22 protein-coding genes are annotated in these 26,710 nt (G+C 70.8%); 11 read left to right on the plus strand and 11 right to left on the minus strand.

What is annotated here, in order from left to right; genetic code table 11:
- Nucleotides 1-36: 36 nt before the first annotated feature.
- Both ABGB05_RS20910 and ABGB05_RS20915 read right to left on the minus strand, forming a co-directional pair.
- Nucleotides 37-2,235 (minus strand): MMPL family transporter, encoded by a 2,199-nt coding sequence (locus ABGB05_RS20910; protein ID WP_347655137.1) that lies wholly within the window; start codon nt 2,233-2,235, stop codon nt 37-39.
- Nucleotides 2,236-2,337: 102 nt separating this feature from the next.
- Nucleotides 2,338-2,877: a helix-turn-helix domain-containing protein gene (locus tag ABGB05_RS20915; RefSeq protein ID WP_347655138.1), complete on the minus strand. Its 540-nt coding sequence runs from the start codon at nt 2,875-2,877 to the stop codon at nt 2,338-2,340.
- A 176-nt stretch (nt 2,878-3,053) separates the two neighbouring features.
- Between ABGB05_RS20915 and ABGB05_RS20920 the strand changes: the two genes are divergently transcribed.
- The 3 genes from ABGB05_RS20920 to ABGB05_RS20930 all read left to right on the plus strand — a co-directional run bounded on the left by ABGB05_RS20920 (nt 3,054) and on the right by ABGB05_RS20930 (nt 5,563).
- Complete coding sequence (locus ABGB05_RS20920) at nt 3,054-3,581, plus strand: SigE family RNA polymerase sigma factor (RefSeq protein ID WP_347655139.1); 528 nt, start codon at nt 3,054-3,056, stop codon at nt 3,579-3,581.
- The gene (locus ABGB05_RS20925) at nt 3,568-4,488 is read left to right on the plus strand and encodes a hypothetical protein (protein ID WP_347655140.1); all 921 of its coding nucleotides are present in this window, start codon (nt 3,568-3,570) and stop codon (nt 4,486-4,488) included. Before ABGB05_RS20920 ends, ABGB05_RS20925 begins: the two co-directional genes overlap by 14 nt.
- Before the next feature lie 67 nt (nt 4,489-4,555).
- Entirely contained in the window at nt 4,556-5,563 is a 1,008-nt protein-coding gene (locus ABGB05_RS20930; protein WP_347655141.1) for a phosphotransferase, read from the plus strand.
- 79 nt (nt 5,564-5,642) lie between these two features.
- Here ABGB05_RS20930 and ABGB05_RS20935 read toward each other — a convergent pair whose 3' ends face one another.
- The 3 genes from ABGB05_RS20935 to ABGB05_RS20945 form a co-directional block, all read right to left on the minus strand.
- The gene (locus tag ABGB05_RS20935; RefSeq protein ID WP_347655142.1) at nt 5,643-7,187 is read right to left on the minus strand and encodes an alpha/beta fold hydrolase; all 1,545 of its coding nucleotides are present in this window, start codon (nt 7,185-7,187) and stop codon (nt 5,643-5,645) included.
- Nucleotides 7,188-7,330: 143 nt separating this feature from the next.
- Nucleotides 7,331-7,624, minus strand: a complete 294-nt coding sequence (locus tag ABGB05_RS20940) for a hypothetical protein (protein WP_347655143.1) — start codon at nt 7,622-7,624, stop codon at nt 7,331-7,333.
- The gene (locus ABGB05_RS20945) at nt 7,621-7,977 is read right to left on the minus strand and encodes an ArsR family transcriptional regulator (protein WP_347655144.1); all 357 of its coding nucleotides are present in this window, start codon (nt 7,975-7,977) and stop codon (nt 7,621-7,623) included. Before ABGB05_RS20945 ends, ABGB05_RS20940 begins: the two co-directional genes overlap by 4 nt.
- 96 nt (nt 7,978-8,073) lie before the next feature.
- On the opposite strand from ABGB05_RS20945, the gene ABGB05_RS20950 reads away from it, so the two are divergent.
- Nucleotides 8,074-8,586 (plus strand): methylated-DNA--[protein]-cysteine S-methyltransferase, encoded by a 513-nt coding sequence (locus tag ABGB05_RS20950; protein WP_347655145.1) that lies wholly within the window; start codon nt 8,074-8,076, stop codon nt 8,584-8,586.
- A 130-nt stretch (nt 8,587-8,716) separates the two neighbouring features.
- Here the strand turns inward: ABGB05_RS20950 and ABGB05_RS20955 are convergent, their stop codons facing one another.
- The 3 genes from ABGB05_RS20955 to ABGB05_RS20965 all read right to left on the minus strand — a co-directional run bounded on the left by ABGB05_RS20955 (nt 8,717) and on the right by ABGB05_RS20965 (nt 12,724).
- Nucleotides 8,717-10,780, minus strand: coding sequence for a heavy metal translocating P-type ATPase (locus ABGB05_RS20955; RefSeq protein WP_347655146.1), 2,064 nt, complete (start codon nt 10,778-10,780; stop codon nt 8,717-8,719).
- A 154-nt stretch (nt 10,781-10,934) separates the two neighbouring features.
- A complete protein-coding gene (locus tag ABGB05_RS20960) occupies nt 10,935-12,014 on the minus strand; it encodes an inositol-3-phosphate synthase (protein ID WP_347655147.1) in 1,080 nt (359 codons plus the stop codon).
- A gap of 23 nt (nt 12,015-12,037) precedes the next feature.
- Complete coding sequence (locus tag ABGB05_RS20965; protein WP_347655245.1) at nt 12,038-12,724, minus strand: PadR family transcriptional regulator; 687 nt, start codon at nt 12,722-12,724, stop codon at nt 12,038-12,040.
- Between the two features lie 192 nt (nt 12,725-12,916).
- Between ABGB05_RS20965 and ABGB05_RS20970 the strand changes: the two genes are divergently transcribed.
- The 3 genes from ABGB05_RS20970 to ABGB05_RS20980 all read left to right on the plus strand — a co-directional run bounded on the left by ABGB05_RS20970 (nt 12,917) and on the right by ABGB05_RS20980 (nt 18,218).
- Nucleotides 12,917-13,405, plus strand: a complete 489-nt coding sequence (locus tag ABGB05_RS20970) for a DUF5318 domain-containing protein (RefSeq protein WP_347655148.1) — start codon at nt 12,917-12,919, stop codon at nt 13,403-13,405.
- Nucleotides 13,406-13,863: 458 nt separating this feature from the next.
- Entirely contained in the window at nt 13,864-16,545 is a 2,682-nt protein-coding gene (locus ABGB05_RS20975) for a transglycosylase domain-containing protein (protein WP_347655149.1), read from the plus strand.
- A 170-nt stretch (nt 16,546-16,715) separates the two neighbouring features.
- Nucleotides 16,716-18,218 (plus strand): glycosyltransferase 87 family protein, encoded by a 1,503-nt coding sequence (locus ABGB05_RS20980; RefSeq protein WP_347655150.1) that lies wholly within the window; start codon nt 16,716-16,718, stop codon nt 18,216-18,218.
- 39 nt (nt 18,219-18,257) lie between these two features.
- Here ABGB05_RS20980 and ABGB05_RS20985 read toward each other — a convergent pair whose 3' ends face one another.
- Both ABGB05_RS20985 and ABGB05_RS20990 read right to left on the minus strand, forming a co-directional pair.
- Nucleotides 18,258-20,438 carry a hypothetical protein gene (locus ABGB05_RS20985; protein ID WP_347655151.1) on the minus strand — a complete coding sequence of 727 codons (2,181 nt, stop codon included), beginning with the start codon at nt 20,436-20,438 and terminating at the stop codon, nt 18,258-18,260.
- Nucleotides 20,439-20,446: 8 nt separating this feature from the next.
- Complete coding sequence (locus ABGB05_RS20990; RefSeq protein ID WP_347655152.1) at nt 20,447-21,226, minus strand: deoxyribonuclease IV; 780 nt, start codon at nt 21,224-21,226, stop codon at nt 20,447-20,449.
- A gap of 917 nt (nt 21,227-22,143) precedes the next feature.
- Between ABGB05_RS20990 and rpsF the strand changes: the two genes are divergently transcribed.
- From rpsF to rplI, 4 genes are all read left to right on the plus strand, one after another.
- The gene (gene rpsF, locus ABGB05_RS20995; RefSeq protein WP_347655153.1) at nt 22,144-22,434 is read left to right on the plus strand and encodes a 30S ribosomal protein S6; all 291 of its coding nucleotides are present in this window, start codon (nt 22,144-22,146) and stop codon (nt 22,432-22,434) included.
- Between the two features lie 74 nt (nt 22,435-22,508).
- On the plus strand, nt 22,509-23,054 hold the full coding sequence (locus tag ABGB05_RS21000) for a single-stranded DNA-binding protein (RefSeq protein ID WP_347655154.1): 546 nt from the start codon (nt 22,509-22,511) through the stop codon (nt 23,052-23,054).
- Nucleotides 23,055-23,110: 56 nt separating this feature from the next.
- Nucleotides 23,111-23,350, plus strand: a complete 240-nt coding sequence (rpsR, locus tag ABGB05_RS21005; protein ID WP_007073789.1) for a 30S ribosomal protein S18 — start codon at nt 23,111-23,113, stop codon at nt 23,348-23,350.
- 13 nt (nt 23,351-23,363) lie between these two features.
- Nucleotides 23,364-23,813 (plus strand): 50S ribosomal protein L9, encoded by a 450-nt coding sequence (gene rplI / locus ABGB05_RS21010; protein WP_331213536.1) that lies wholly within the window; start codon nt 23,364-23,366, stop codon nt 23,811-23,813.
- A gap of 115 nt (nt 23,814-23,928) precedes the next feature.
- Here the strand turns inward: rplI and ABGB05_RS21015 are convergent, their stop codons facing one another.
- Nucleotides 23,929-26,580, minus strand: a complete 2,652-nt coding sequence (locus ABGB05_RS21015; RefSeq protein ID WP_347655155.1) for a hypothetical protein — start codon at nt 26,578-26,580, stop codon at nt 23,929-23,931.
- Nucleotides 26,581-26,710: the final 130 nt, after the last annotated feature.

Raw genomic sequence — 26,710 nt, forward strand, 5'->3', positions numbered from 1 at the left:
CCCCCCCCCCCCCCCCCCCCCGACTGGTGGGCCTGGTCAGACCCGGCTGAGTTCGGGCTGCTCCGCCTCGACGGCGCCCAGGTGGTGGCGCAGCCGCTCACCCTCGATGTCCACGCTCGGCAGGATCCGGGCCAGCCAGCCCGGCAGCCACCAGGCGGCCCGACCGAGCAGCGACATCACCGCCGGGACGAGGGTCATCCGGACCACGAACGCGTCGATCGCCACCCCGATCGCGAGGGCGAAGCCCATCGACTTGATCACCGGGTCCTCCATCAGGACAAAACCGGCGAAGACCGAGGTCATGATCAGCGCGGCGGCGGTGACCACCCGGCCGCCGTGCCCCATCCCGTTGACCGTGGCCTGGACCGCCGTGTCACCGTGCACGAAGTCCTCCCGCATCCGGGAGACCAGGAAGACCTCGTAATCCATCGCCAGCCCGAACAGGATGCCGATCAGCAGGATCGGCAGGAAGCTGATCAGCGGACCGGGGGTGTCCAGGCCGACCAGGTCGGCGAGATGCCCCTGCTGGAAGATCAGCACGGTGAGGCCGAAGGTGGCGCCGACGGTCAGCAGGAAGCCGAGCGCCGCCTTCACCGGTACCAGCACCGACCGGAAGACCAGCATCAGCAGCAGCACCGACAGGCCGACGACCAGCAGCAGATACCACGGCATCGCGTCGGAGAGCTTCTCCGAGACGTCGATCCCGACCGCGGTCTGACCGGTGAGCGCCACCTCGACGCCGTCCGTCCCGTCGATCGGGGCGACCCTGGCCCGCAGGTCGTGCACCAGCGTCTCGGTCGCCTCGTCGGTCGGGCCGGTGGTCGGGATGACCGCGAGCAGGGCGGTGCGCTGGTCCCGGCTCGGGTTCGGCGGGGCGACCACGAGCAGGTTCGGCGTACCCTGCACCGCCGCGGTGACCTGCTGGGCGGCGGCACCGGTCCGCTCCGCCGAGTCGCTGGAGACCACCAGCACCAGCCGGTTGTTGAAGCCCGGCCCGAAGCCCTCGGTGATCAGGTCGGCGGCGGCCCGCTCCGGCGTACCCTCCGGGGCGCTGCCGTGGTCCGGGAGCGCGACCCGCATGTCGGCGGCCGGGAGGGCGAGCGCGCCCAGCCCGAGCACCGCGACCAGGATCACCGGTACGCGCAGCCGGATGACCAGCCGTGCCCAGCGGAAACCGAAGCTCCCGGAGTGGCCGGCGTCGTCGCCGCCGGTCGCCGTCGCCGCCCGCAGCCGGCGCGGCAGCACCCGGTGGCCGGCGAACCCAAGCAGCGCCGGGAGCAACGTCAACGCCACGAGCACCGCGACCGCGACGGTACCGGCGGCGGCCAGGCCCATGATGGTCAGGAACGGGATGTTCACCACGGAGAGTCCGGCCAGCGCGATCACCACGGTCACCCCGGCGAAGAGCACCGCCGAACCGGCGGTGCCGATCGCCCGGCCGACCGCCTCCTCCGGCTCCAGCCCCTCCAACAGGTTCTGTCGGTAGCGCGAGGTGATGAACAGGGAGTAGTCGATCCCGACCGCCAGGCCGAGCATCAGGGCCAGGATCGGCGCGGTGCTGGTCAGGTCGGTGACGCTGCTCAGCGCGTACAGGCCGGCCATGCCGGCACCGACCCCGAGCAGTGCGTTGAGCATGGTCATCCCGGCCGCGACCAGCGAGCCGAGGGTCACCACCAGGACGACCAGGGCGATCACCACCCCGATCGCCTCGGTGCCGCCGACCTCGGGCGGGCCGGACATCACCTCACCGCCGTGCTCCACCCGCAGCCCGGCCGCCGTCGCGCTGCCGCCACTGGCCTCGTACGCCTCGCGCTGCGCCTCGGTGATCTCGTCGGCCTGCGCGGCGAACTGCACCTGGACCAGCGCGTACCGCCCGTCCCGGGAGACGGCGCCGGTGGCGAACGGGTCGAGCGCACCCAGCACGCCCGCCAGGGTCGCGGCCTCCCGGACCAGGCCGGCGACGGCCGGTTGGTGCTGCGGGGCGGCGAGCTGCTGCCCCTCGGGCGCGGCCACCACGATGGTGCCGGTCGCGCCGCTCGCCTCCGGGAACTCCCGTTGCAGCGCGTCGATGGCCCGCTGCGACTCGGTGCCGGGGATGGAAAAGTTGTTCGAGGTCGGTCCCATGAACGCCACCGCCGCGCCGCCGAGCGCGGCCAGCAGGACGAGCCAGAGGACCACAACGAGCCGGCGGCGCCGGAACGATGCCCGGCCGAGCCGGTAGAGGAGTGTCGCCATGTCGCTTCCTTGTCGGGGGATGGAGCGGCTGCGGGAAATCGGGGTGGTGCGGCGTTGTGCTGGTTTGGTGGTGCGGTGCTGTCCGGGGTGGCGGTGGGCGGGTCAGGCGTGGTCGACCAGGGCCCGGCGGGCCACCTGGACCAGGGCCTGCCGGAGTTCGTCGGCGTTCTCGTCGGCGCAGTCGATGACGATCGCGGTGATCCCGGCGAGCAGCACCTGGGCGGCGATCCGCGCCGACAGCTCGGTCGACTGCCCGGCAAAGGCGGCGACCAGCCGGGTGGTGACCGGCTGCAGGTCCCCGAAGGCCGGATGTTCGAGCAGGTGTGGCATGTCGTCGTAGATGAGCGCGACCTCCTGGCGGAACGTCACCACCAGGTCGACGAAGCCCTCGATGGCCGCCTCCCGCGCCTCGGCGGCGGACAGCCCGCCGAGCCGGGCGTCGAGTGCGACCAGGTCCCGGGCTGCCGGGGCGACCAGGGCGAGGAGGATCGCCTCCTTGCTGTCGAAGTGGTAGAGCAGGGTCGCCTTCGAGCAGCCGACCTCGACCGCGATGTCGTGCAGCGACGTGCCCTTGAACCCGGCGTGCGTGAACTGCCGGGCCGCCACGGCCAGGATCTCGTCACGGGTTCTGCCGCGTGCCATCCCACCACCTCCTCCGCCCAGGGTGCCTGACCGATCGGTCAGAAACTAACCGATCGGTCAGAGTGTGGGTCGGGTCACCCGATGGCGGCCGAACCGCCGTACCGCTGTTCGTCCGCTCCGGCAACTGATCCCTCCGGTAGGGCAACCCGCCCCGACAGGACGGAGTTCTGAGGGGTATGCGGGTTGATCCCACCTTCGAAACCTTCGTCGAGGGCAGGTCCACGGCACTGCTCCGCACCGCGTACCTGCTCACCGGGGATCGCGGGCACGCCGAGGACCTGTTGCAGACGGCCCTGTTGCGTACCGCGCGGCACTGGTCGCGGGCGCGTGAGGCACCCGAGGCGTACACCCGCCAGGTGCTGGTCAACCTCTCGCGGGACCGGATCAGGTGGCTGTTCCGGCGCCCGAGGGAGGCACCGATGCCAGCCGAGCCGGACAACCTGCGCGCGGTCGACGGCGGGTACGAGCGGGTGACCGACCGTCGGGTGGTGGTACGGGCGTTGGCCAAGCTGCCCATCCGTCAGCGGCAGGTTGTCGTACTGCGCTTCTTCGAGGACCTGTCCGTCGAGCAGACCGCGGAACTGCTCGGCTTCTCCACCGGGACGGTCAAGTCGTACACGTCCCGGGCCCTGGCCAGGCTGCGCGAGCTCCTGGCAGACGATCACGATTCCTATCCCCTGGAGGTTCCCCATGCTCACCGATGAGCGGTACGGCCACCAACTCGGTGTCCGACTGCGGCAGGAACTGGAGGACGTGCACGCGTCACCGGGGCTGGTCTCCGCGCTGCGTCGTCAGCAGGCCCGGCGTACCTGGTCGATCCGTACCGCGATCGCCACGCCGGTGGTCGCGGTGGCCGCCGCCGCCCTACTGGTCACGACCGTCGGCCAGGGGGTGCCCGGCGAAGGGCGTCCGGCCGACGGCACCGTGCGGTTCGAGAACGTGGCCCAGGTGCAGGAGCAGACCCTGAAGGCGCTGGGCCGGGCCACCGAGTACGTCATCTACGCGAGGAACACCTACGACGGCGGCTACTACGACGAGTGGACCGACAAGGCCACCCAGCGGTACCGGAACGACGTCTACGACAGTTCCGTGCGTGCTTCGGTCCCGCCGGGCGGGAAGGGACAGGCACCCCCGGCTCCCACCGACCGGACGCGGGGGCCGATCCGGCTGTCCCAGTCGCACCTGGTTACCGGTCCGGAGGGTGACCAGGACGGCGTCACCGTCGACTACCTGCTCAAACAGTGGTGGACGGGGCCGCTGCCCGACGAGGACCCCACGGGGATGCCGGACATCACCGATCCGGAGAGCATCCGTGAGGCGATCACCGACGGCACGGTGGAGTTGGTGGGCAAGGAGAAGGTGGACGGCGTCGACACCCTGCACCTGCAACTTTTCGGGCCGCACCGGTCGTACCGGATCGACATGTGGGTGGACGAGACGACCTACCTGCCGGTTCAGGGAACCGCGGTGAAACGCATCGGCGGGCAGGGCCCGGGTGAGTTTCCCGCCGCGGCAACGGTGACGACCAGGTACTCCTGGCTGCCGCGTACGGCGGAGAACCTGAGGCATCTGGAGCTGACGCCCCCGCCGGGCTTCACCGAGCAGAAGTGAACCGGATGCGGGGCTGCGCCTTCAGGCGCGGCCCCGCATCGTTCCGGTGCCCACTATGGTGCGGTGGGTGGACGCCGCCCGGACACCTCGCCAGTTCGCCGACCGGACCCAGTTGACCGATGTGGTCCGGGCCGCGTACGGCACCTCCCGCAGCATCAGTACGGTCACCCGGCTGCGCGGCGGGACCAGGAAGGGTGTGTACCGGCTGACCCTCGACGACAACTCCACGGTGGTGGGCTACATCTGGAGCGCCGAGGAGAACTACTGGCCGGTCGCGGCGGGTGCCGACGGAGTGCCGGGCACCACGGTGCTCGCCAACGCCGCCGACAGTGTGCTGTTCGAGGCCGCAACCGCCGAGTACGCCCGGATCGGCGTCCGGGTGCCCGAGATCCACCTGCTCGACCGGAGCCGGCGCTGGTATCCGGCCGACATCGCCCTGGTCGAGGAGGTCCCCGGGCCGAACCTGGAGCAGCGGCTGGCCGACGATCCGCGGGCGGCGGCGGGTACCGTCGCCCGGCTGGCCGAGATGCTGACGGTGATGCGCGACCACCGGTCCACCCGGTTCGGCAAGGTCGCGGTGGCCGCCGAGGCGACGCCGACGCTCCCGTCGGCCCTGGACGTGGTCCGGAGATGGGCGCTCAAGGACCTGACCGAGGCGGCCGGGCGTGACGAGCGGATCAACCGGGAGCGGGCACGGCTGACCGACCTCGTACACGAGCTGGCGTCGGCGGTCGATCCGGTGACGTCGTACGGGCTGGTCCACGGTGAACTCGGTCCGGACCATGTGCTGGTGGACGCCGCCGGTGAACCGGTGCTGATCGACATCGAGGGCACCATGTTCTTCGACGTCGAGTGGGAGCACGTCTTCCTGCGGATCCGCTTCGGCGAGCACTATCCGCTGCTCCGGCCGGACGGGCTGGACGAGCGGCGACTGCGGTTCTACCAGCTCGCCCAGCACCTGTCGCTGGTCGCCGGCCCGCTGCGGCTGCTCGACGGCGACTTCCCGAACCGGGAGTTCATGCTCGGCATCGTGGCCCACCACACCGAACGCCTGCTGTCCTTTCCCCCGTCGTAGCCCCGTGGCCGCGCGGGAGAAGCCGACCAGGCCCGGACGCGCCGGATCGGAGCGTCCGAGCCAGGTTGCTACCGGACGACTATCCAGCGGAAGCGGTCGGTGCCGGTTCGGCGGCAGGGCAGCGGGTGCCGTGGGCCGGCACCGCCAACCGGATCAGATAGGCGTCCACGGTGTCCCTTGTACACGAGGTGGCGGTGTAGACGCCGTGGCCGGAGCCCTCGTAGCTGAGCAGCACACCGTGCCGGCCGAGTTGCCGGGCCACGTTTGTCGCCCAGTTGTATCCGGTGGCGGGGTCGTGCACCGCGTTGAGCAGCAGCAGTGGCTGTTCGCTGTGAATCTTCAACCGGTGCTGCGGATTGTCGACCAGGGGCGACCCGAGGCACGACTCCACGACCGCCAGCGCCTGCGGGTACGGCAGGTCAGGCGCGATCCGGGCCATCTCCCGCAGCCGGGCGGCGTACTCCCGGTAGTCGCGGATCGGCAGGTGCCAGTCCTGACAGAAGATCGCCAGGTAGTTCGAGCTGGTCTGTGCCCCCGGCGCCGTCGGGATCGGGTCGGCGACCCTCGCCGCGACGGTTCCGCCCCGGGCCTGGGCGCTCAGCGTGCTGATCATCCCTGCCAGCCCGGCGTAGTCGGGGTTGTAGAGCGCCCGGGGTGCGAGAAAACCACTGAGCGCGTACGGGGTCAGCGTCGCCGACGGGTCCTTCGGGTCCGGCACCTCCCCGCGTCCGGCCCGGTCCATCAGGTCGGCCCAGACCGCGCGAACATCCTGCCCATACAGCGGGCAGCTCTCGGTACGGCCGCACCACGCGACGAACGCGTCGAACGAGTCCTGGGCGGCGGTGGTCTGGGTGTTCAGGAAATCCCGGGTGTCGAGGCTGTGGTCGACGACGCTCTCCAGCACCATCGCCCGGACCCGGTGTGGGAAGAGTTCGGCGTACTGCTCACCGAGCAGGGTGCCGTACGAACTGCCGTGGTAGGTCAGCCGCGTCTCGCCGAGCGCGGCGCGTACGGCGTCCAGATCACGGGCCATGCTGACGGTGTCGACGTGGTCGAAGACCGGCCCGGTCCGCTCCCGGCAGTCCTGCCACAGTCTGCGGTTGTACAACACCGTACGGTCGAAGTCGGCCTGGCTGGTCAGCACCGGTGTGGGCCGCTGGTTGAGCAGCTCGGTCGAGCAGCGCACCGGACTGCTGGCGCCCACGCCTCGCGGGTCGAAGCTCACGATGTCGAACCGACGGTGGAGTTCGGGACTGAACCGCCGGAAGTTGTTCGGGTTCGCCACCCGACTCACCCCGGAGTCTCCGGGACCGCCGGGGCCGAAGAACAGGGCCCCCACCCGGGCGGCCGGGTCGGTGGCCGTACGCCGGGCCAGCGCCAGATCGAAGGTCGGCCCGTTCGGGTGGCTCCAGTCGATCGGCACCGCGAGAGTGCCGCACTGCGCGGTGGCATCGGCGGCACACGGCTGCCAGTTGATGCCCGGCGTCGGACGCGGGGCGGTGGCCGCGCCCGCCGTACCGGGAGAGCCGGTGAGGGTGGCGAGGACGACCGACGCGAGCAGGGTCGCGGACCATCCGGTGACGGTCCGACGGGTACGCCGGACCGGTTTGTTTCCGGGCAGCATGAAGTGCTGTCCTTTCTGCCGGGGAAGTGTTGCGTGGAGAACTCGCCGCTGGGCGAGGTGACGCTTTTCCTCCTGGGCCGCCGAGTTGGCGCTCGGCGGCCCAGGGCCGGGCGGCTGTTCACGCCCGGTCGGTGGGGGAGGGCTTACTCGACGTCCTTGAGGACCCGTTCGAGTGAGGTCATCCGGGATTCCATCGCGGCGAGACGTCCGCCGAGTTCGGCCAACTGGCGTTCGGTGCCCTCCTGGGTACGGACCGCCGCTTCGGCGAGTGCCTTGTACTCACCGTCGCGTCCGGCCGCGATCCTGGCCCGCAGGGTGCGGGACACCTGGATGATGACCGTCAGGATCACCGCGATGACCAGGACGAATAGGCCGACAGCGCCGACGATCTCGATCCAGTCGTCCGTGTTCATGGCCGTCCAGTCGTACTCGTTCACGATCCCGCTCCCTCTTCGGCCTCCCGGCCGCCTTGCTCCGAGAGGCTGAGCGTGCGTGCCGCCGCCTCCACCGCGTCCGGTGTCAACCGGATGTCGAATCGATTGACCTCGTAGAACTTCATTGCCTTCCCGTCCTCCGAGAGCTCCAGGCGCGCCGACACCAGGCCCGCGGACTCCAACTTGCGGAGATGGACCTGGAGTAGCGGCCGACTGATGCCCAGTTCGCGGGCCAGCTGGCTCACGTAGTTCCGTCCACCGCGGACGAGCGCCGCGACGACCCGTAACCGGTGTGGATTGGCCAGCGTCGCCAGGGCCCGGACCAGGTCGTCGCCGCTGGGACCGTCCCTGCTCATAATGAAACCCTGCACATGCCAAGGAAAGTTAGCAGGTGCCTGGTGGGATTGCCAGCCGGATGTCCCGTGCTGTCGGACCGGGTGGACAATGGGACGATGCGCTGGACCGTGCTCGACACCCCGATCGGGGAACTCTCCGTCGGCGTCGACGACGTCGGGATCTGCGGCGTCCGCTTCGGGCGGGTCGACACGGCGGGTGAGGCCAACGGACTGGCGACCGGCGAGGCGGGGCTGCCGGCCGGTGAGCCCGTGCTCGCGGCGGCGGTCGCCGAACTGCGGGCGTACTTCGCCGGCGAGCTGACCGGGTTCACCGTGCCGTTGCACGTCCGGCAGGGCTCCGGATTCGAGCGCGCCGTCTGGACCGAGATGACGACCATCCCGTACGGCGAGACCCGGACCTACGGCGAGGTGGCGGCGGCGGTCGGCGATCCGGGCGCGGCCCGGGCGGTCGGGGTGGCCTGCAACCGCAACCCGATCCCGGTGATCGTGCCCTGTCACCGGATCGTCGGCGCCGGCGGCAAGCTGGTCGGCTTCGGCGGCGGCCTGCCCCGCAAGCGCCACCTGCTGGAGTTGGAGGCCGGGGTGGCCTTCCAGCGCGCCTGGGCCTGAGCCGCCGCCTGTCGGGTCGACTGCCCGCCGGGCCGGGGGCGTCGCTCACCCGTCCGGTTGTGCGGCCCGGCGGGCCGGGGCGCTGCTTACACGTCCGGTTGTGCGGCCCGCCGGGACGGGCGCCTGCCCGCTACCGGTCGGTGGTCAGGCGTACCCGACGGAGCAGTTGGGCGTTGAGCGCCACCACGATCGTCGAACCGGACATCAGGACCGCGCCGATCGCCGGGCTCAGCGCCACCCCGGCCCAGGCGAACACCCCGGCGGCGAGCGGCAGCGCGACCACGTTGTAGCCGGCCGCCCAGGCCAGGTTCTGCAGCATCTTCCGGTACGCCGCCCGGGACAACCGGATCACCCCGGTCACCCCGCGCGGGTCGGAGGAGGCGAGCACCACCCCGGCCGACTCGATCGCCACATCGGTACCGGCGCCGATCGCGATCCCGACGTTGGCCCGGGCCAGGGCCGGCGCGTCGTTGACCCCGTCACCGACCATCGCCACGGTCAGCCCGCGCTCGCGCAGCTCGGTCACCTTGTTGTCCTTCTCCGCCGGCAGGACCTCGGCGAAGACCTCGTCCACGCCGGCCCGGAAGCCGAGCTTCTCCGCGACCGACTCGGCGACCGGACGGGCGTCACCCGTGATCATGGCGATCGAACGCATCCCCTGCCGCCGTAGTTCGTCGACCGCCTCGCGGGCCTCCGGGCGTACCTCGTCCTCCAAGGCGAGCGCACCGAGCACCCGGGGGCCGGTGTCGTCGAGGCGTACCAGGTAGAGCACCGCTGCTCCGCGCCCCGCCCAGTCGGCGGTGGCCCGGTCGAGCTCGTCGTCGGGCCGGGCGGAGAGTTCCCGGAGCAGGGCGGGGCCGCCGACCGCGTACTCCCGCCCCTCGACACTGGCCCGGACGCCCCGGCCGGGCAGCGCGCGGAAGTCGGTCGCGGACGCCGTACCGGTCCGGTCGGTCGCGGCGGTGACGATGGCCCGGGCCAGCGGGTGCTCGCTGTCGGACTCGACCGCGCCGGCCAACCGGAGCAGCTCGTCCTCGGCCCGACCATCGGGTACGTCGAGCGCCGGTGCCGCCGCGACCCCGGTGACGGTGTGCGCGCCCCGGGTCAGGGTGCCGGTCTTGTCGAAGAGCACCGTGTCGACGGTACGCATCCGTTCCAACGCCAACCGGTCCTTGACCAGGATGCCGGCCTTCGCGGCGACGGCCGTCGAGAGCGCGATGACCAGCGGGATCGCCAGCCCGAGCGCGTGCGGGCAGGCGATCACCAACACCGTGACGGTACGTACCACCGCCTCGTCGACGTCGCCGAGCGCCGTCCACACCACGAAGGTGACCACGGCGGTGGCGGTCGCGACGTAGAACAGCCAGGCGGCGAAGCGGTCGGCGAGCACCTGGGCCCGCCCGCTCGACTGCTGTGCCTCGGCCACCAGCCGCTGGATGCCGGCGAGCGCGGTCTGTTCGCCGAGTGCGTCGACCCGTACCCGGATCGCCGAGTCGGTTGCCACGGTGCCGGCCACCACCCGGTCCCCGGTCCGCTTCGGTACCGGTCGCGACTCGCCGGTGATCATGGACTCGTCGAGTTCGGCGCCGCCGTCGACGATCGGGCCGTCGGCCGGCACCCGGGCGCCCGGTCGGACCAGCACCAGGTCACCGACCCGGAGGTCGGCCAGCGGCACCCGCTGCACGGCACCGTCGTCGTCGACCCGTTCGGCGTCGTCGGGCAGCAGCGCGGCGAGCGCGGCCAGCGCGCCCCGGGCCTGGCCGATCGCCTTCATCTCCTGCCAGTGCCCGAGCAGCATGATGGTGACCAGGGCGGCCAGTTCCCACCAGAAGTCCAGGTCGAACGCGCCGAGACTGGTGGCGAGCGAGGCGACGTAGGCGACGGTGATCGCCATCGCGATGAGCAGCATCATGCCGGGGGCCCGGTCCCGGGCCTCCCGGACGGCGCCGACCAGGAACGGCCAGCCGCCGTAGCCGTAGACGACCGAGCCGAGCACCGGCCCGACCAGCGAGATGCCGGGGAAGTCGAGGGAGTAGCCGAACCAGTCCATCACCATGTGGCTGGTGACCACGATCGGCAGGGTCAGCGCCAGGCTCAGCCAGAACTTTCGGCGGAACACCAGCGGATCGTGCCCGGCGTGCTTGTCGTGGCCGCCGTGCCCGGTGTGCTGCTGATGGTTGTGCCCGTCGTGCATGCGGACCGCCTCCTTCTCTCGTCAGCATACCCCCCGGGGGTACATCTCGCGGGACGGAACGGTCGGCGGCGTGTGGTCAGGAAACGGCGGCGGGGCCGGACCGTCTCCGGTCCGACCCCGCAGGCCGTACGTCAGTTCTCTCCGGCGTTCCGGATCAGCGCTCGATCTTGCCGGCGATGAAGTCCTCGACGCTCTGGTGGGCGTCGTGGTCGGAGTACTGCACCGGCGGCGACTTCATGAAGTAGCTCGACGCGGAGAGGATCGGGCCACCGATCTTCCGGTCCAGCGCGATCTTCGCGGCCCGGACCGCGTCGATGATGACACCGGCCGAGTTCGGCGAGTCCCAGACCTCGAGCTTCAACTCGGCGTTCAGCGGTACGTCACCGAAGGCGCGACCCTCCAGCCGGATGTACGCCCACTTGCGGTCGTCCAGCCACGGCACGTGGTCCGACGGCCCGATGTGCACGTCACCCTTGTTGATCTCGTGCGGGATCTGGGAGGTGACCGACTGGGTCTTCGAGATCTTCTTCGAGACCAGCCGGTTGCGCTCCAGCATGTTCATGAAGTCCATGTTGCCGCCGAAGTTGAGCTGGTACGTGCGCAGCAGCTCGACCCCGCGGTCCTCGAAGAGCTTGGCCAGCGCCCGGTGCACGATCGTCGCACCGACCTGGCTCTTGATGTCGTCACCGACGATCGGCAGCCCGGCGTCGACGAACTTCTGCGCCCAGGCCGGGTCGGAGGCGATGAAGACCGGCAGCGCGTTCACGAAGGCGCAGCCGGCCTCGATCGCCGCCGTGGCGTAGAACTTGGCGGCCTCTTCCGAACCGACCGGCAGGTAGCAGACGACCACGTCGACCTGGGCGTCGCGCAGCGCCTGCGCCACGTCGACCGGCTCGCGGTCGGACTCCTCGACGATCTCCCGGTAGTACTGGCCCAGACCGTCGAAGGTCGGACCGCGCTGCACGGTGACGCCGGTCGGCGGCACGTCGCAGAGCTTGATGGTGTTGTTCTCGCTGGCGACGATCGCCTCCGCGAGGTCCATGCCGACCTTCTTGGCGTCGACGTCGAACGCCGCGACGAACTCCACGTCCGAGACGTGGTAGTCGCCGAAGGTCACGTGCATGAGACCCGGGACGCGGTCGTTGGGGTCGGCATTGCGGTAGTACTCGACGCCCTGGACCAGGGACGAGGCGCAGTTACCCACACCGACGATGGCGACGCGGACGGAGCCCATCGCGTTTGCCTCCTTTGTGTTCATCACGGCCGCTCCGGCTCATTCCTGGACTGCCCAGGCGGAGGCGGGTTGTGTTCTTTTGCTGGCCCCGGGCCGGTGCCCGGGGTGTCCGGGACGGTGCCCGGGGTGTCCGGGACGGTGCCCGGGGTGGACCCTGCCGGGGCCCGGCCGGAGCGCTCGTTGGCGATGAGCTCCTCCAGCCAGCGCACCTCACGCTCGCAGGCGTCGAGGCCATGGCGTTGCAGTTCGAGGGTGTACGCGTCGAGCCGTTCGGCCGCCCGGCTCAACACGTCACGGAGCCCCTCGCGACGCTCCTCGACCTTGCGGCGGCGGCCCTCCAGGATCCGGAGCCGGGTCGCGCGGTCGGTACGGGCGAAGAACGCGAAGTGGACGCCGAAACCGGTGTCCTCGTAGCTCTCCGGGCCGGTCTGGGCGATCAGCTCGGCGAAACGTTCCTTGCCCTCTGCGGTGATCTTGTAGACGACGCGGCCGCGTCGGCTGGTCAGGGCCGGGATCTCCTCGGCGGTGGCCGGCGCCTGGCCAGCCTCGGTGATCCAACCGGCCGCCTGCAGCCGGCGCAGGGTCGGATACAGGGAGCCGTAACTGATGGCCGCGCGGATCGCCCCGAGTTTGGCGGCGAGTTCCTTGCGGAGCTCGTAGCCGTGCATCGGGGACTCCTGCAGCAGGCCGAGAATGGCGAGCTCGAGCATGAGCACCCCTCTCGTCCTGACGCGGATCCGGTGGCCTGGTCAGGCCCGTCGTCACCGGCTCGATGTATCGGGCCGATACATCGCACCGTAAACCCTCTGCGTCGGCTAGGCAAACCCCTCGTACGGCACGGATTTGACTACTCTGAGTGACGGTGGTCGCCTCGCCCGGCCGGACCGGTTACCCTTCACCGCATGCGTACGCAGCGCCAGGTCGTCGACTACTCGCTCCAGAAGCGAGCGGTGCTGCGTGAGGTGCACTCGGGTCGGGTCGGCACCTACGAGGTCTGTGACGCGTCGCCGTACCTGAAGAACGCCGCACGATTCCATGGCGAACCGACCGAAACGCTCTGTCCGGTCTGCCGCCGCGAGAATCTCACCCACGTGCACTACATTTACGGGGATGAGCTCAGGCAGTCGGCCGGTCAGGCCCGCACCCGTGCGGAGCTGTCGGTGTTGGCGATGACCCTGCGTGAGTTCCAGGTGTACGTGGTGGAGGTGTGTCGCGGCTGCGACTGGAACCATCTCGTCGAGCAGTACCTGCTCGGCCGGGACGGCGTACCCACTGACGACCAGGGCGACGCGCCGGGTGCGGCGGCGGCCTCGGTGTCGCATGCCGCAGGCACTGTCGCCGGAGGCGCCGGCGGCTCGTCGATACGTCGAAGGCGCGAGGCGGGACGGTGACGGTGACTCGTCTCCCCGGTTCCGGGATTTTCCGACCAGGGCGGGGCGAGTATCACGTAGCGAACCGGATAAGTCCGGTTATTTCCGATGTTGCGCCACCCGGATATCGGCGTGTCCGAGTCTGGATGTGGCGTGTTCTAGCTCACGGCAACCCGGTGGGGGCGCGCACGCCCATCACCGCGACCGGCAGGGTGTGACGAATGAACTCGTACGGCGATCCTAGTTCCGCGCGCGGACGGGACCAGTTCCCGGGCGCGCGTGGCGACCACGGAGCAGCGGACGATCCATACCAGCGCCCGTCCTGGGACGACCAGGCCGCGAGCCGCCGCTCCGCACGCGACGGCGACCGGGGCGGCTGGCCCGCGAACAGCGGGCAGTCCGATGCCCCGTCGGCTCGGGCCGGCGGCCGCGCGACGCCACCCGGACGGGCGGCCGGAGTGGGACGGGCCGCATCGCCGGTGTCCCCTGCCGCCGGTTCGGCCTCGGTCGGCTCCGCGTCCGTCGGCTCCGCGTCCGTCGGTTCCGCCTCGGTCGGTTCGGCCTCGCCCGGTCGGGCCAGGGTCGGCGGCCGGGCCGGGGTCGGCGGCGCGGCGGTCCCGGACGCGCCCGGCTCGGGCGGCGGATACGGCGCGGGCCGCGCGGGCGGCCGGGCCTCCGCCGGCCGGGCGAGTGTCGGCGCCGCCTCGGTGAGTGGCGCGGGCGCCGGTGGTGCCGCGGGTCGGGCGACGGTCGGCCGGGCCGTGGTCCCGGTCTCCCCGGCCGGACCGGGTGGACCCGGTGGCCCGGACGGTCCCGACGGGCCGACCGGCCCCGGTCGGCGTGGGCGGCGCGGTGCCGGTGACGCCGACCCGGCGGCGGTACGCCGGGCCAAGAAGCGCAAACGGATCAACATGATCATCGCGGCGTTCGCGGTGTTCATCATCCTGACCGGCGGCGGCGTGGTCGGCGCGACCTGGTACTCGACCAAGATGGTGATGCCGGACGAGTTGCCGCTGCCGGTGGCGACGACCGTCTACGCCTACAACAACAAGAGCGTCATCGCCAAGCTGGGTGACCAGAACCGGCAGATCGTCACCATCAACCAGATCCCGAAGTACGTGCAGCAGGCGGTGGTCTCGGCCGAGGACCGGAAGTTCTACGACCACGACGGTGTCGACTACGTCGGTATCGCCCGGGCCGCGTGGAACAACTTCACCGGCGGCAGCAAGCAGGGTGCCTCGACCATCACCCAGCAGTACGCCCGGAACGCGTACGCGGAGCTGAAGGACGACAGCTACCAGCGCAAGGTGAAGGAGGCGGTGCTCGCCTCGAAGCTGAACGACCAGCTCGGCAAGGACGAGATCCTCCAGCACTACCTGAACATCGTCTACTTCGGCCGGGGCGCGTACGGCATCGAGATCGCCGCCCAGACCTACTTCGGCAAGTCGGCCAAGGATCTGAAGGTCGAGGAGGGCGCGGTGCTGGCCGCGCTGATCAAGCAGCCGGAGCCGGACAAGTCCACCGGGCACAAGGGCTACGACCCGGCGGACAACCTGGAGGAGGCCAAGGGCCGCTGGGACTACGTCCTCGGCGGCATGGTCGACAAGGGCTGGCTGTCGGCCGCGGAGCGCGCCCAGCTGAAGTACCCGACGGTGCAGAAGCGGAAGAACGCGAACGAGGCGTTCGGCGTCGCCACCCCCCGGGGCAACGTGATCAACTACGTCAAGGCCGAGATGGCGGAGAAGGGCATCTGCACGATGGGCCCGACCGAGCCGAACGGGAAGCTGAACTGCTCCGAGGCGCTCCGCGACGGCGGTTACAAGATCAGGACCAGCATCGACTGGGACATGCAAAAGGCCGCGGAGGACGCCGCCCAGCGCAAGACCGGCTCGGAGATCAAGGGACAGCCGTCGAACCTGATGGCCGCGCTGACCGCGATCGACCCGAAGACCGGACGGGTGATGGCGTACTACGGCGGTGACAGTGGCGCCGGCTACGACTACGCCGGACTCAACACCGACAGTTCCGGATATCTCAGCGGTGGGCATCCGCCGGGCTCGAGTTTCAAGGTCTACACGCTGGCGGCCGCGATCGACGAGGGCATCTCGATCGACTCGCACTGGGATTCCAGCGACTACAAGGTGCCGGGCACCCAGATCGAGGTCGAGAACGCGGGCCGCCAGGCCGCCTGTGCGAAGTGGTGCTCGCTCGAACTGTCGACGCTCCAGTCGTACAACGTGCCCTTCTACCACGTGACCGAGCAGATCGGCCGGGAAAAGCTCATCGAGCTCGCCCGGGACGCCGGCATCAACAGGATGTGGGAGACCAAGGACAACCCGCCGAAGTCGCACGACCTGACCAAGGAAGACCCGAAGGATCTCCGGGGGCCGTTCTTCAACGTGCTGGCGTACGGTCAGTATCCGATCACCGTGCTCGACCACACGAACGGCCTGGCGACACTGGCCAACGGCGGTGTCTACAACAAGGCCCACTTCGTGGTCTCGATCGAGCAGCAGGACAAGGACACCGGCAAGTGGAAGAAGATCAACGGCGAGAAGCGCGATCCGAAGCAGCGGATCAAGAAAGAGGTGGCCGACGAGGTCACTGCGGTGCTGAAGAAGCTCAGCTCGGTCCAGCTCGGCGGGCGTCAGGCGGCCGGTAAGACCGGTACCTGGGAGTACAGCAAGACCGAGTTCAACGCGCACGCCTGGATGGTCGGCTACACGCCACAGTTGGCGACGGCGGTCTGGGTCGGCAGCAAGGACCCCAAGCGGCCCGAGATCAAGGACAAGAACGGTCGCAACATCAACGGTAGCGACCTGCCGGCCAGCATCTGGAATCGGTTCATGAAGGAAGCGCTCCAGGGTGAGCCGCTGGTGGCCCTGCCGGACGCCAAGCACATCGGTAACAAGGACGCCGGCAACGGCACCCAACCGGCGCCGCCGCCGAGCAACCCCCCGCCGGGTGGTCCCGGCGGTCCGGGCGGACCGGGTGACTGCCAGGGCCCGAACCCGAGCCCGCTCTGCCCCGGTGGTCCGGGTGGACCGGGTGGACCGGGTGGTGGCACCACCAATCCGGACGACCCAGGGGGCGGCATCACCCTCCCACCGGGCGACGGTGGCGGTGGTGGCGGTAACAACCGCAACACGACCGGCGGTTAGCCGCCGGGTGGGGACGACCGCCAGCGGTCGGTAACCATTCGGAGATATAAATATCCGCGGTCGGCGGTCGGGTCCGGTACCCGGCCGCCGACCGCGTTTTCCGTCCCGATCGGCGACACGGCCGATCCGGGTCTGACGGATTCCGGACCGGTACGGCAGGATGCCTGTTCATGAGCGCGCAGTCGACGGCTGGCATTGACGAACCTGAAAAGGTCGACCACCCGTCCCGGTCGGACGGCTTCGTCCGCGGGCTTGCCGAGGCGATCGGCGGCCCGATCGGCGAGCACGCGGTGGGCGTGGATCGGCGGGGAAACCAGTGGCGTGGCCGGTTCTGGACCGCGGCCCGGATCGTGCTCGCCCTGACCTGCCTGACCCTCGCCCTGCACTGGGTGCAGAAGTCGCCCTGCCAGACCGGCGCCTGGTCGAACAACATCCAGTACACCCGGTTCTGCTACACCGACGTCCTGGCCCTCTACTACGCGGAGGGGCTGAACGAGGGCAAGGTGCCGTACCGGGACCATCCGGTCGAGTACCCGGTCGTCACCGGGTTCTTCATGGGCGCGCTCGGCCTGCCGGTGCACGACATCGGCGTGGACCGTCCCGAGATCAACCAGGCGCGCTGGTTCTACAACCTGAACGCCCTGGTGCTCGGTGCGCTCGCGGTGGCGACGGTGGCGATGATCCTCGCCCTGCGCCGACGCCGACCGTGGGACGCGGCACTGTTCGCACTCTCCCCGGCCCTCCTGCTGACCGCCACGGTCAACTGGGACCTGCTGGCCATCGGACTCGCCGCCATGGGCCTGTACGCCTGGGCGAAACGACGACCCGTGATCGCCGGCCTCCTGCTCGGCCTGGCGACCTCCGCGAAACTCTGGCCGCTCTTCGTGCTCTGGCCGCTGGCGGTGCTCGCCCTGCGTACCAGTCGGTTCCGGGCACCGGTGGTGACGATGGCCACCGCCGTCGGCACGATCATCGCGGTCAACCTGCCGATCGCGATCCTCTATCCGGAGAACTGGCGACGGTTCTTCGACCTGAACAGCGAGCGGGCGATCGACTGGGGCACGCTCTGGTACATCGGCCGCTACCTCGACGGCAAGTGGAACAGCGGCGCCCCCGGCGACCAGGGACCGTTCCAGTGGCTCAGTGACCACATCCCGACGCTGAACACACTGTCGTACGCCCTGATCGTGCTCGCCTTCCTCGGCATCGGCGCGCTGGCGCTGTTCGCACCGCGCCGGCCCCGGCTGGCCGCGTTGGTCTTCCTGATGGTGGCGGCTTTCCTGATCTTCAGCAAGGTCTGGTCACAGCAGTTCACCCTCTGGCTGCTGCCGCTGGTGGTGCTCGCCCGCCCCCGCTGGGGTGCCTTCCTGGCCTGGCAGTTCGCCGAGGTCGGCTACTTCGTCGCGTTCTACGGCGAACTGCTCGGCGCCGCCACCAGCAAGCCGGTCTTCCCGGAGGGCGTGTTCGTGCTCGCCGCCAGCCTCCGGCTGATCACCGTCGCGGTCCTCTGCGGCCTGGTCATCCGAGACATCCTGCGTCCGGAGCAGGACCCGGTCCGGGCCACCCACCCGGACGACCCGGACGGTGGTGTCTTCGACGGTGTCCGGGACGCCGGCTGGCTGCGCGGGCTCCGCAGCCCACTCGAACCATCGGTTTCCACTCCGGCGAACTGACCCACCGGCCGGGAGATGTCCCGGCCGGTGGGATCTCTCCTAGAGCCGGTAGACGACCGTTTCGCCGACGTCCTCACGCTGGATGCCGAGCAGGTCGACCGGCTGGTCGATGCTGGCCTCCAGCGGGGTCCCGGCGATCCGGTCCCGCAGCACCACCACGGTCCGTACCCCCATCAGCCGCAGGTAGTCGATGCTGGCCACGTCGGGGAAGTTCGCCGTGGCGTCTCGCACCTCGGCGAGCCGGGTCGGGGTGAACCCGCTACCGCCGTTGACGATGTCCGGGAACCTGCTGGTCGACCAGAGCATGACGTGCTGGTCGTTGTTCTGGTTCGACGGCAGCACCAGGATCGGCCCGGCCACCGTCCGCATCGCGGCCGGCTGCGGCGGTACGACCTCGTGCGGCGTGTTGTTGAGCCCCTCGACCACGACGAGCAGCAGCGGCAGCAGGGTCACCAACCGCAGGAACGGGCCGGGGCGCGGCGGCACCCGTTCGGCCGCCGAGATCAGCCGGGCCCGTTCGGCGAAGGCGCCGACCGAACCGGCGGCGAGGACGCCCAGCAGCAGGGTCGTCCAGAGCATCAGCCGGCCCGGGGTACGCAGTCCGTCCCAGCCGGGCAGGTGCTCGAAGAGCGGAAGGTAGGTCCAGGTGCCGCCGAAGAACGCCGTACCCATCGACAGGATGCCGCTGACCAGGACCCCGGCGAGCAGCAGCAACCGCTGCCGTACGGTCCAGATCGACAGGAACAGGCCGGCGACGGCGAGCGCGTAGAGCACGAAGCCGGGCAGCAGGGTCATCTCCGGCGCCCAGGGCAGCCCGTCGCGCACGGTCTCGTGCAACTGCCCCCAGATCAGCGACTCCTTCGGCGCCGTCACGAAGCCGGTCGGCGGCGGTGAGTACGCGTGCAGGTTCGCCGCGGTCCGCCGCGCCTCCGGGTACAGGTCGGCGACCTTGAAGTAGGGGATCGCCAGCAGGATGCCGGCCGCCGCGAAGACCCCGCCGCCGAGCAGGTCGGCGAGCACCATCCGGACGCCGAACTGCCGCCGCGGCCGGCGCAGGATCCGACGGAGCAGCCAGCCGAGCAGCACCACGACCGAGATCAGACCCAGCACGTACGCGAAGACCAGACCGATGCCGAAGCCGAGGCTCAGCTGCCAGGCCGCCACCAGCCAGCCCGCGAAGACCCAGCCGGCCCGGCGTCGTTCCGGCCGGTAGCCGTGGCGCAGCGACCAGCCGTGTCCCCGGGCCAGCATGGCCAGCGCCAGCGGGATGCCGCCGTTGGAGAGGATGTGCAGGTGGCCGGCCTGGGCGAGCAGCCACGGCGCGTACGTGTAACCGACCCCGGCCACGGCGGCGCCGATCCGCCCGGCGCCGAGCTGTCGGACCAGCGCGTACGCCCCGAAGGTGGCCAGGGCGTGCGCCAGCAGGAAAAGAATGTTGTAACGCAGGATCGCGGCTTCCGGGCCGTGTCCGAGCATGCCGGCGGGGGCGTAGCCGAGGAGCGTGTCGGAAAACGCGAAGGTCCAGGTTTCCGGGAAGAACGCGTTGCTCTGCCAGAGCTGGGCCGGATCGGTCAGCAGGATGTGCCCCGACCAGGCGACCTGCCAGGCCTGCAGGGTGGGGTCCCAGGTGTCCTGCGGCAGCTCGTAGAGCGGGTACTTCAGCGTGGGCCAGTTCATCAGCACGGCCAGGACGAGACTGGCCAGCGCCGCCAGGGTCCACTCGTGCGTCAGCCGCCGGCCCACCGCACGCCCGACCCGGCGCAGCCGGCCCGGCACCGGCTCGGGAGCCGGGGCGAACGCGGTGAACGGGTCGGTCGGCTTGTCGCTTGTGTCGCCTGGTTTGTCGCTTGTGTCGCCTGGTTTTGTGGCGTCGCCTGGCTTCGCCACGTCGTCCGGGCTGTCGGCCTTCTCGGCCGGCTTGTCACCGCTCCCGGTCGGGCTGTCCGCGTCCTTCGGTTTGTCGCTGGCGTCGGTCGGGCTGGCCGTGTCGGCCGGCGCGGTGCTGGCGTCTGTCGGCTTGTTGGCGTCCGCCGGTTCGGTGCTGGCGTCTGTCGGCTTGTTGACGTCCGCCGGTTCGGCGTTCGTCTCGACCGGCCTGCTGCTGGTGTCGGCCGGGCTGTCCGGAACCGTGTCCCGCACCGTGGTGCTCTCCGTGGAGGTGCTGCCCGAGCTGCTCTCGTCCCGCGCCGGATCGGTGACCTTGGACTGGTCTGTCGACATCGTCGCCCCTACCGGCCGAGTCGGTCGCGCAGGTACGCGATGTCCGCCGCCTGCCCGTCGACCCCGCCCGGCGTCTCGACGATCACCGGCGCGCCGGCCGCTCGGATCACCTCGACCACCAGTTCGGGATCGATGGTGCCGCTGCCCAGGTTGTCGTGACGGTCCTGGCCGGAGTTGAAGTCGCCCTTGGAACCGTTCGCGTGGATCAGGTCGATCCGGCCGGTGATCGCCTTGACCCGGTCGACGACGTCGAGCAGGTCCTCGCCGCCGGCGTGGGCGTGACAGGTGTCCAGGCAGAAACCGACGCCGTAGTCACCCACCGCGTCCCAGAGCCGGGCCAGGTTGTCGAAGCGGCGGGCACAGGCGTTGTGGCCGCCGGCGGTGTTCTCGATGAACACCGGGGTGCGGTGCCCGCCCGTCTCGGCGGCCTGGACGAACGCCTTGCGCCAGTTGTCGAACCCGACCGCGAGGTCGTCGCCCGCGTTGACGTGCCCGCCGTGCACCACCAGACCCTTGGCGCCCACCGCGGCGGCGGCTTCGGCGTGGCTGGTCAGCAGCTTCCGACTCGGGATGCGGATCCGGTTGTTCGTCGTCGCGAGGTTGATGACGTACGGCGCGTGGATGTAGATGTCCACCTCTGAGGCGCGCAGCAGTGCCGCGTCCTCCCGTGGTTGTGGTGCCTTCCAGTCCTTCTGCGGATCGGTGAGGAAGAACTGGACCGCGTCCGCCTTCCGGAGGGCCGCCTCGTGCAGCGGGTCGGTGGCATCGACATGGGCTCCGATACGCATGATGGCGAGCCTACGTCGTGCCGGTGTCAGGACGGGGAGCGGCGGGTCGGCGTACCCCGGTTCCGGCCGATCGGCGGGGGTCCGCGCCGGCCGCGTCACCTTGCCGTGGTTGTTTCGTTTCTCCTGGTGAGATCGACGGTGTCCGAGGTGTGGGGCGCCGGTGGATCCACCTGCCGCCGAGAGAGGAAGACGTCCGTGACCCTGCCGTCGCGATGCTGCCGGGCCGGCGCGGTGTTCGCCGCGTGCGCCGCCCGTGCCCCGTTGCCGGCGTCGGGGGACGGTCCTGGTTTTCCCCGCCGGGTCGGTCGGGGGCGTCGAGGAGGAACCGGTACCGCGAGGTCCCGAAGCGGTCGGTTCCGGGCGTGCCGGGAGCTGCGGAACGCGGCGCCCGGAGAGCTCTCCGCCGTCCGACCGACCCGGCGGGGCCGCTGGCCGCTGACTCGTCCACCGGTGGACGAGTCAGCGGTGAATCGGGCTATCTGCCATTAACGGCACAAGACATGCTGTTGTCGCGTAAGATGACAATACAATAGGCTCCGCGGGGCGCCTCCCATCCAACTCGTCGGTGTGGTCGTTCCTCCCCAGGTCCCACCCAAAGAATGTGGACGGGATGCGCCCCGCGGCTTCGTAGCGGACCCCGCTCCGGCACGCCGCCGGACGGGGTTCCGTCGTTTCCGTCGACCCGTCGCCGGTTGGTCTTTCACCGGACCGATCCGACTTGATCTCCTTCGGGAACGATTCGACCGACACGATTCCGGGCGGCCGGAGACCGGACGTGCCCGGTCCCGGCACACCGGGTATTCTGCTCAGGTTGCCCGTGACGCTGTGGGATCCCTCCCGGATTCGTCCCGGCAACGACGCACGACCTCCTGCCACGGAAGGACCGTGGCCGCTAGCCCAGAGGAGGTGAGCACGTCTTGCGTCATTACGAGATCATGGTCATCCTCGATCCAAGCCTCGAGGAGCGCACCGTCGCCCCATCGCTCGACACGTACCTCAACGTGATCCGGACCGCGGGTGGCTCGGTGGAGAAGCTCGACGTGTGGGGCCGCCGGCGCCTCTCGTACGAGATCGACAAGAAGGCCGAGGGGATCTACGCCGTCATCGACCTGCAGGCGACGCCTGCGGCGGTGGCCGAGCTGGACCGGCAGTTGCGGCTCAACGAGTCCGTGCTGCGTACCAAGGTCATCCGGCCGGAGACGCGCTGACGCGTTTCCGGCACGCCCGGATCAGCCTCACCGGTCCTGTCGTACGGCTCTGGCAGCCTTGACCGGACTGATGAGTGCGCGAGGAGATGGTCATGGCAGGAGATACCACCATCACGGTCATCGGCAACCTGACCGATGACCCCGAGTTGCGTTTCACGCCCTCCGGCGCCGCGGTAGCCAAGTTCCGGGTCGCGTCGACGCCCCGGTTCATGGACCGGGCCTCCGGTGAGTGGAAGGACGGCGAGCCGCTGTTCCTTGCGTGCACCGTCTGGCGGCAGGCCGCCGAGCATGTCGCCGAGTCGCTGCAGCGGGGTGCGCGCGTGATCGTGTCGGGCCGGCTTCGGCAGCGGTCCTACGAGACGCGTGAGGGCGAGAAGCGCACCGTCATCGAGCTGGAGGTCGACGAGATCGGCCCCTCGCTGCGGTACGCCACGGCGAAGGTGCAGAAGATGGCGCGCTCCGGTGGCGGCGGCTTCGGCGCCTCGGGTGGCGGTGGCGGTGGCGGTGGCAGCCAGGGCGGCGGAGGCAACTTCGACGACCCGTGGGCCACGGCCGCTCCGGCCGCCTCGCGTTCGTCCGGTTCGGGCGGCGGAAACTTCGACGACGAGCCCCCGTTCTGACCCCGGGCCGTGCCCGTGGGCCGAGCGCCCGAGATCGCAAACCAGGAGCAAGAGCAATGGCAAAGGCTGCGGCACTGCGCAAGCCGAAGAAGAAGGTGAACCCGCTCGACAAGGACGGGATCACCTACATCGACTACAAGGACACCGCGCTGCTGCGCAAGTTCATCTCCGACCGCGGCAAGATCCGCGCTCGGCGGGTGACCGGGGTCACCTCCCAGCAGCAGCGCCAGATCGCCCGTGCGGTCAAGAACGCCCGCGAGATGGCGCTCCTGCCGTACACGGCCACGGCCCGCTGAGAGGAGGCACCAAATGAAGATCATCCTGACTCAGGAGGTGTCCGGCCTCGGCAGCCCGGGTGACATCGTCGAGGTGAAGGACGGCTACGGCCGTAACTACCTGCTGCCGCAGGGCTTCGCGATCACCTGGACGAAGGGCGCGGAGAAGCAGGTCACGGTGATCCGTCGGGCCCGCGAGGCCCGCGAGATCCGGGACCTGGGCCACGCCAACGAGGTCAAGGCCCAGCTCGAAGGGCTCAAGGTCAACCTGACCGCGCGTGCCGGCAACGGCGGGCGGCTCTTCGGCTCGGTCACCCCCGGCGACGTGGTCAACGCGGTCCGGGCGGCCGGTGGGCCGTCGCTGGACCGGCGTCGGCTGGAACTGCCGGGCGCGATCAAGGCGGTCGGCAGCCACAAGGTGCGGGTCAAGCTGCACCCCGAGGTGACTGCCAGCTTCGACCTGAAGGTCGTCCCCGGCAAGTAGGCGGTACGGAACAAACGATCAGGGGTGCCACCCGACCGGGGTGGCACCCCTGATCCGTTTCCGGCCCACACCGCTGCTGCTTCCGCTTCCGGAGACCGTCGCGCGGTGCCGGGACTCAGGTCAGTGGTTGGTCGCTGATCACGCTGAACAGCAGCGTGGAGAGTCCTCCGCCGACCACCGCGGCGGAGAGCCCGATCGTCACGACCCGCCAGGTCTTGTTTACCCAGCGCAGGAGCGCGGCGATGACCAGGCTGGTCGCCAGCGCCGCGCCGAACCGGGGCAGGCCGTCGACCAGGGCTGCCATCGCCCGTCCCCGCTCCGACTCGCACCCACCGGCCAACTCCGGCACACAGTCCACCGGCAGGCTGGCGTCGAGGGTCAACACCCAGACCAACATCGCCAGCACCGGTACGGCGTACCAGGCGGCGGCGTAGAGCACCGCGCTCAGCGGCCCGCTGGGCCGGGGATCGAGCAGGTCGTCCTCGAGCCGCCGGCTCAACGGCGAGGGCCGGCGCCGGGCGGCCTCCGACGTCAGCCGCCGACTCGGAGTCGATGACCGTCCGCCGGGCGCCCCGACCGTGGCAACGCTCCGTCGGGCGCCAGCCGGCGACGCGGTACGACCGTCGGCCCGACCCTCCCCGGCGGTACGTTGCCGGGGTACCCGTACCTGCTCGGTGGGCTGACGTCCGGGAGGTGCCGAACGGGAAGGGCGCGGCGGCGGATAGACCACGGCCGGAGACTTCGGTGCCGAGTCGGGAATGCCCATCCACCGTGGATCGTCCTCGGCCAGCCGGGTGCCGGACCAGAAGGTCTCGTCCCGATCCGTGCCGGTCACCGCCCGGGGGTCGTCGTCCCGTCCCGTCCCGACGAGTTCGCCCCGACGCCACTCCGTGGTGTCGGTGAACCGGTCCCACTGGCCGGTGTCGGCGAACCCGTCCCAGCGGGCGGCCTCACCGCGCCGGCCCCAGCCGCCACCGCTGGTCGGGATGGGACCGCCACTGGTCGGGTAGGCGCCACCGCTGGTCGGAATGGGACCGCCGCTGGTGGGATAGGCGCCACCGCTGGTTGGACTGAGGCCGGTACGGCCGCCGCCGTCGGAGCCGGCCCGGCTCCGACGGCCATAGCCCGACGACTCGCGGTCATCCCCGTCCGGCGCCCGACGGCGGCCCTCGGGTACGTCGTCGGTGACCCGGTCCAGCATGCCGGTGTGGGTGTCACCGAACCGGTCCCAGGGAGTAGCCTCCGCCTCCCGGTCCCGCCCGGGCGGCTCGGCGTACGGGCGGGCCGAACCGCTGTCGGTGTGCCGGCCCCGGTCGGCGGCGGAACGTCGTACCGGATCGGGCCCGGTGGTCTGGTCGCCACCCCGACGGCGCCGTCGGCGGCCCTCGCCGTCCGCCCCGTCCGCGCGGCCACCGGCGAGACTGTCGCCCTGGCCGACCTCGTCCGGAGACCGGATCCACCGGGCCGCCGGACTGATCGGACTGATCGACTCAGCTTGCCGCGCGGACTCTCCCGGCGCGGCGCCCGGAGGCTCGGGCCGGTCCCGGTCTTCGGCGGCCCGGCGCCCGCCACCTGCACGCTCGCCCCGCCAACGGGCCGGGTCCGTCCAAGTGGTCGAAGCGTCGCCGGTCACGGCGGAGGACCCGGAGAGTGACTCCTCGGGATCCGGTCGACGTCTCCGACCGGTCCTTCTCGGCCGGTCGTCGAGGTAGCTCCCGGTCGCGCCGGTGCCGGCCAGGTCCGCCCGGCGCCACGTGTCGGTGTTGTTGCCGTCCGAGTGGCGACCGCCCTGCGGTGGGCCGTCGCCGGCGGGGGTGTCGCGCCGGATCCCGGCGTCGCGCCGCCAACCGTCCGCGCCGTCTGTGCTGTCGGCGCTGTCCGTGCCGCTCCGCTCGGCGCGCCGGCGCCCGACGCCTCGGCTGTTGCCGTCCGGTGCTCCGGCGTAGGCGTCCGTGCCGTCGCCCCCGACCACGGTGCCGGCGTCCCGCCAGCTCTCCGTGGTGGCCGCGGCGCCGGTGTCCCGCCAACCGCCGGGTGTGCTGTCGTCGCCGCGCCAGCCACCGGTCAGCGAGCTGTCGCGACCGTCCCGCCAGCTGTCGCGCGAGGCGGCGTCGTCCCGCCAGGTGTCGGGCGGTGTCGTGCTGTCCCGCCAGGTGTCGGGCGGTGCCGTGCTGTCCCGCCAGGTGTCGGGCGGTGTCGTGCTGTCCCGCCAGGTGTCGGGCGGTGTCGTGCTGTCCCGCCAGGTGTCGGGCGGTGCCGTGCTGTCCCGCCAACCGTCGGCCGTACGTTCACGTCGACGGCGGGTGCCGCTGTCGCCGACGGAGTCCCGCCAGCCGACGGCCGGGTCTCCGGTCGACTCCGCCGGGTCGGCCGCCCGCCGACGTCGACCCGATCCGGTCGCCGACGTCGACTCGGTCCGCTGGTGCCGTCCACCGGCCCGTCCTGACGTGCTCGTGTCGGTGTGCCACGGGTCGTCACCGCGCCGGGACGTCCCGGTGTGCCACGGGTCGTCGTCGCGCCCGGTGCCGGGCGACCCGGTGGACGGGGCCGCCTCGGTGGTGGCGCCCAACGCCCAGGGCGGGGTGTAGGTGTCGACCGGGTCCGGCGCGCCCCGGTGCCGGGCCCGTCGGCGGCTCGGCGTGCGGTAGCTGCCTTCGGGGCGGGAGTAGGGGTCGCCCGGCGGTCCGGTGAGCGGGTCGCCCCAGCCGATGCTGTCCTGCCGTTCCTGTCGGGCGAGTTCACCCCGCCCCCGGTCCCGATGGTCCACGGCCGCAGCGTGACCTTTCTGCTGAGTCGATCGCGGGGAGCCGTACCGAAGAATGTCGCTGCCTGATGATACGCCGTCCGACTGGCCCAGATTCAGTTGGTTTCTTTCCTCCACAAGGTGGGGACCGAGT

The sequence above is a fragment of the Plantactinospora sp. B5E13 genome, from assembly GCF_039871775.1.
Classification (GTDB): Bacteria; Actinomycetota; Actinomycetes; order Mycobacteriales; family Micromonosporaceae; genus Plantactinospora.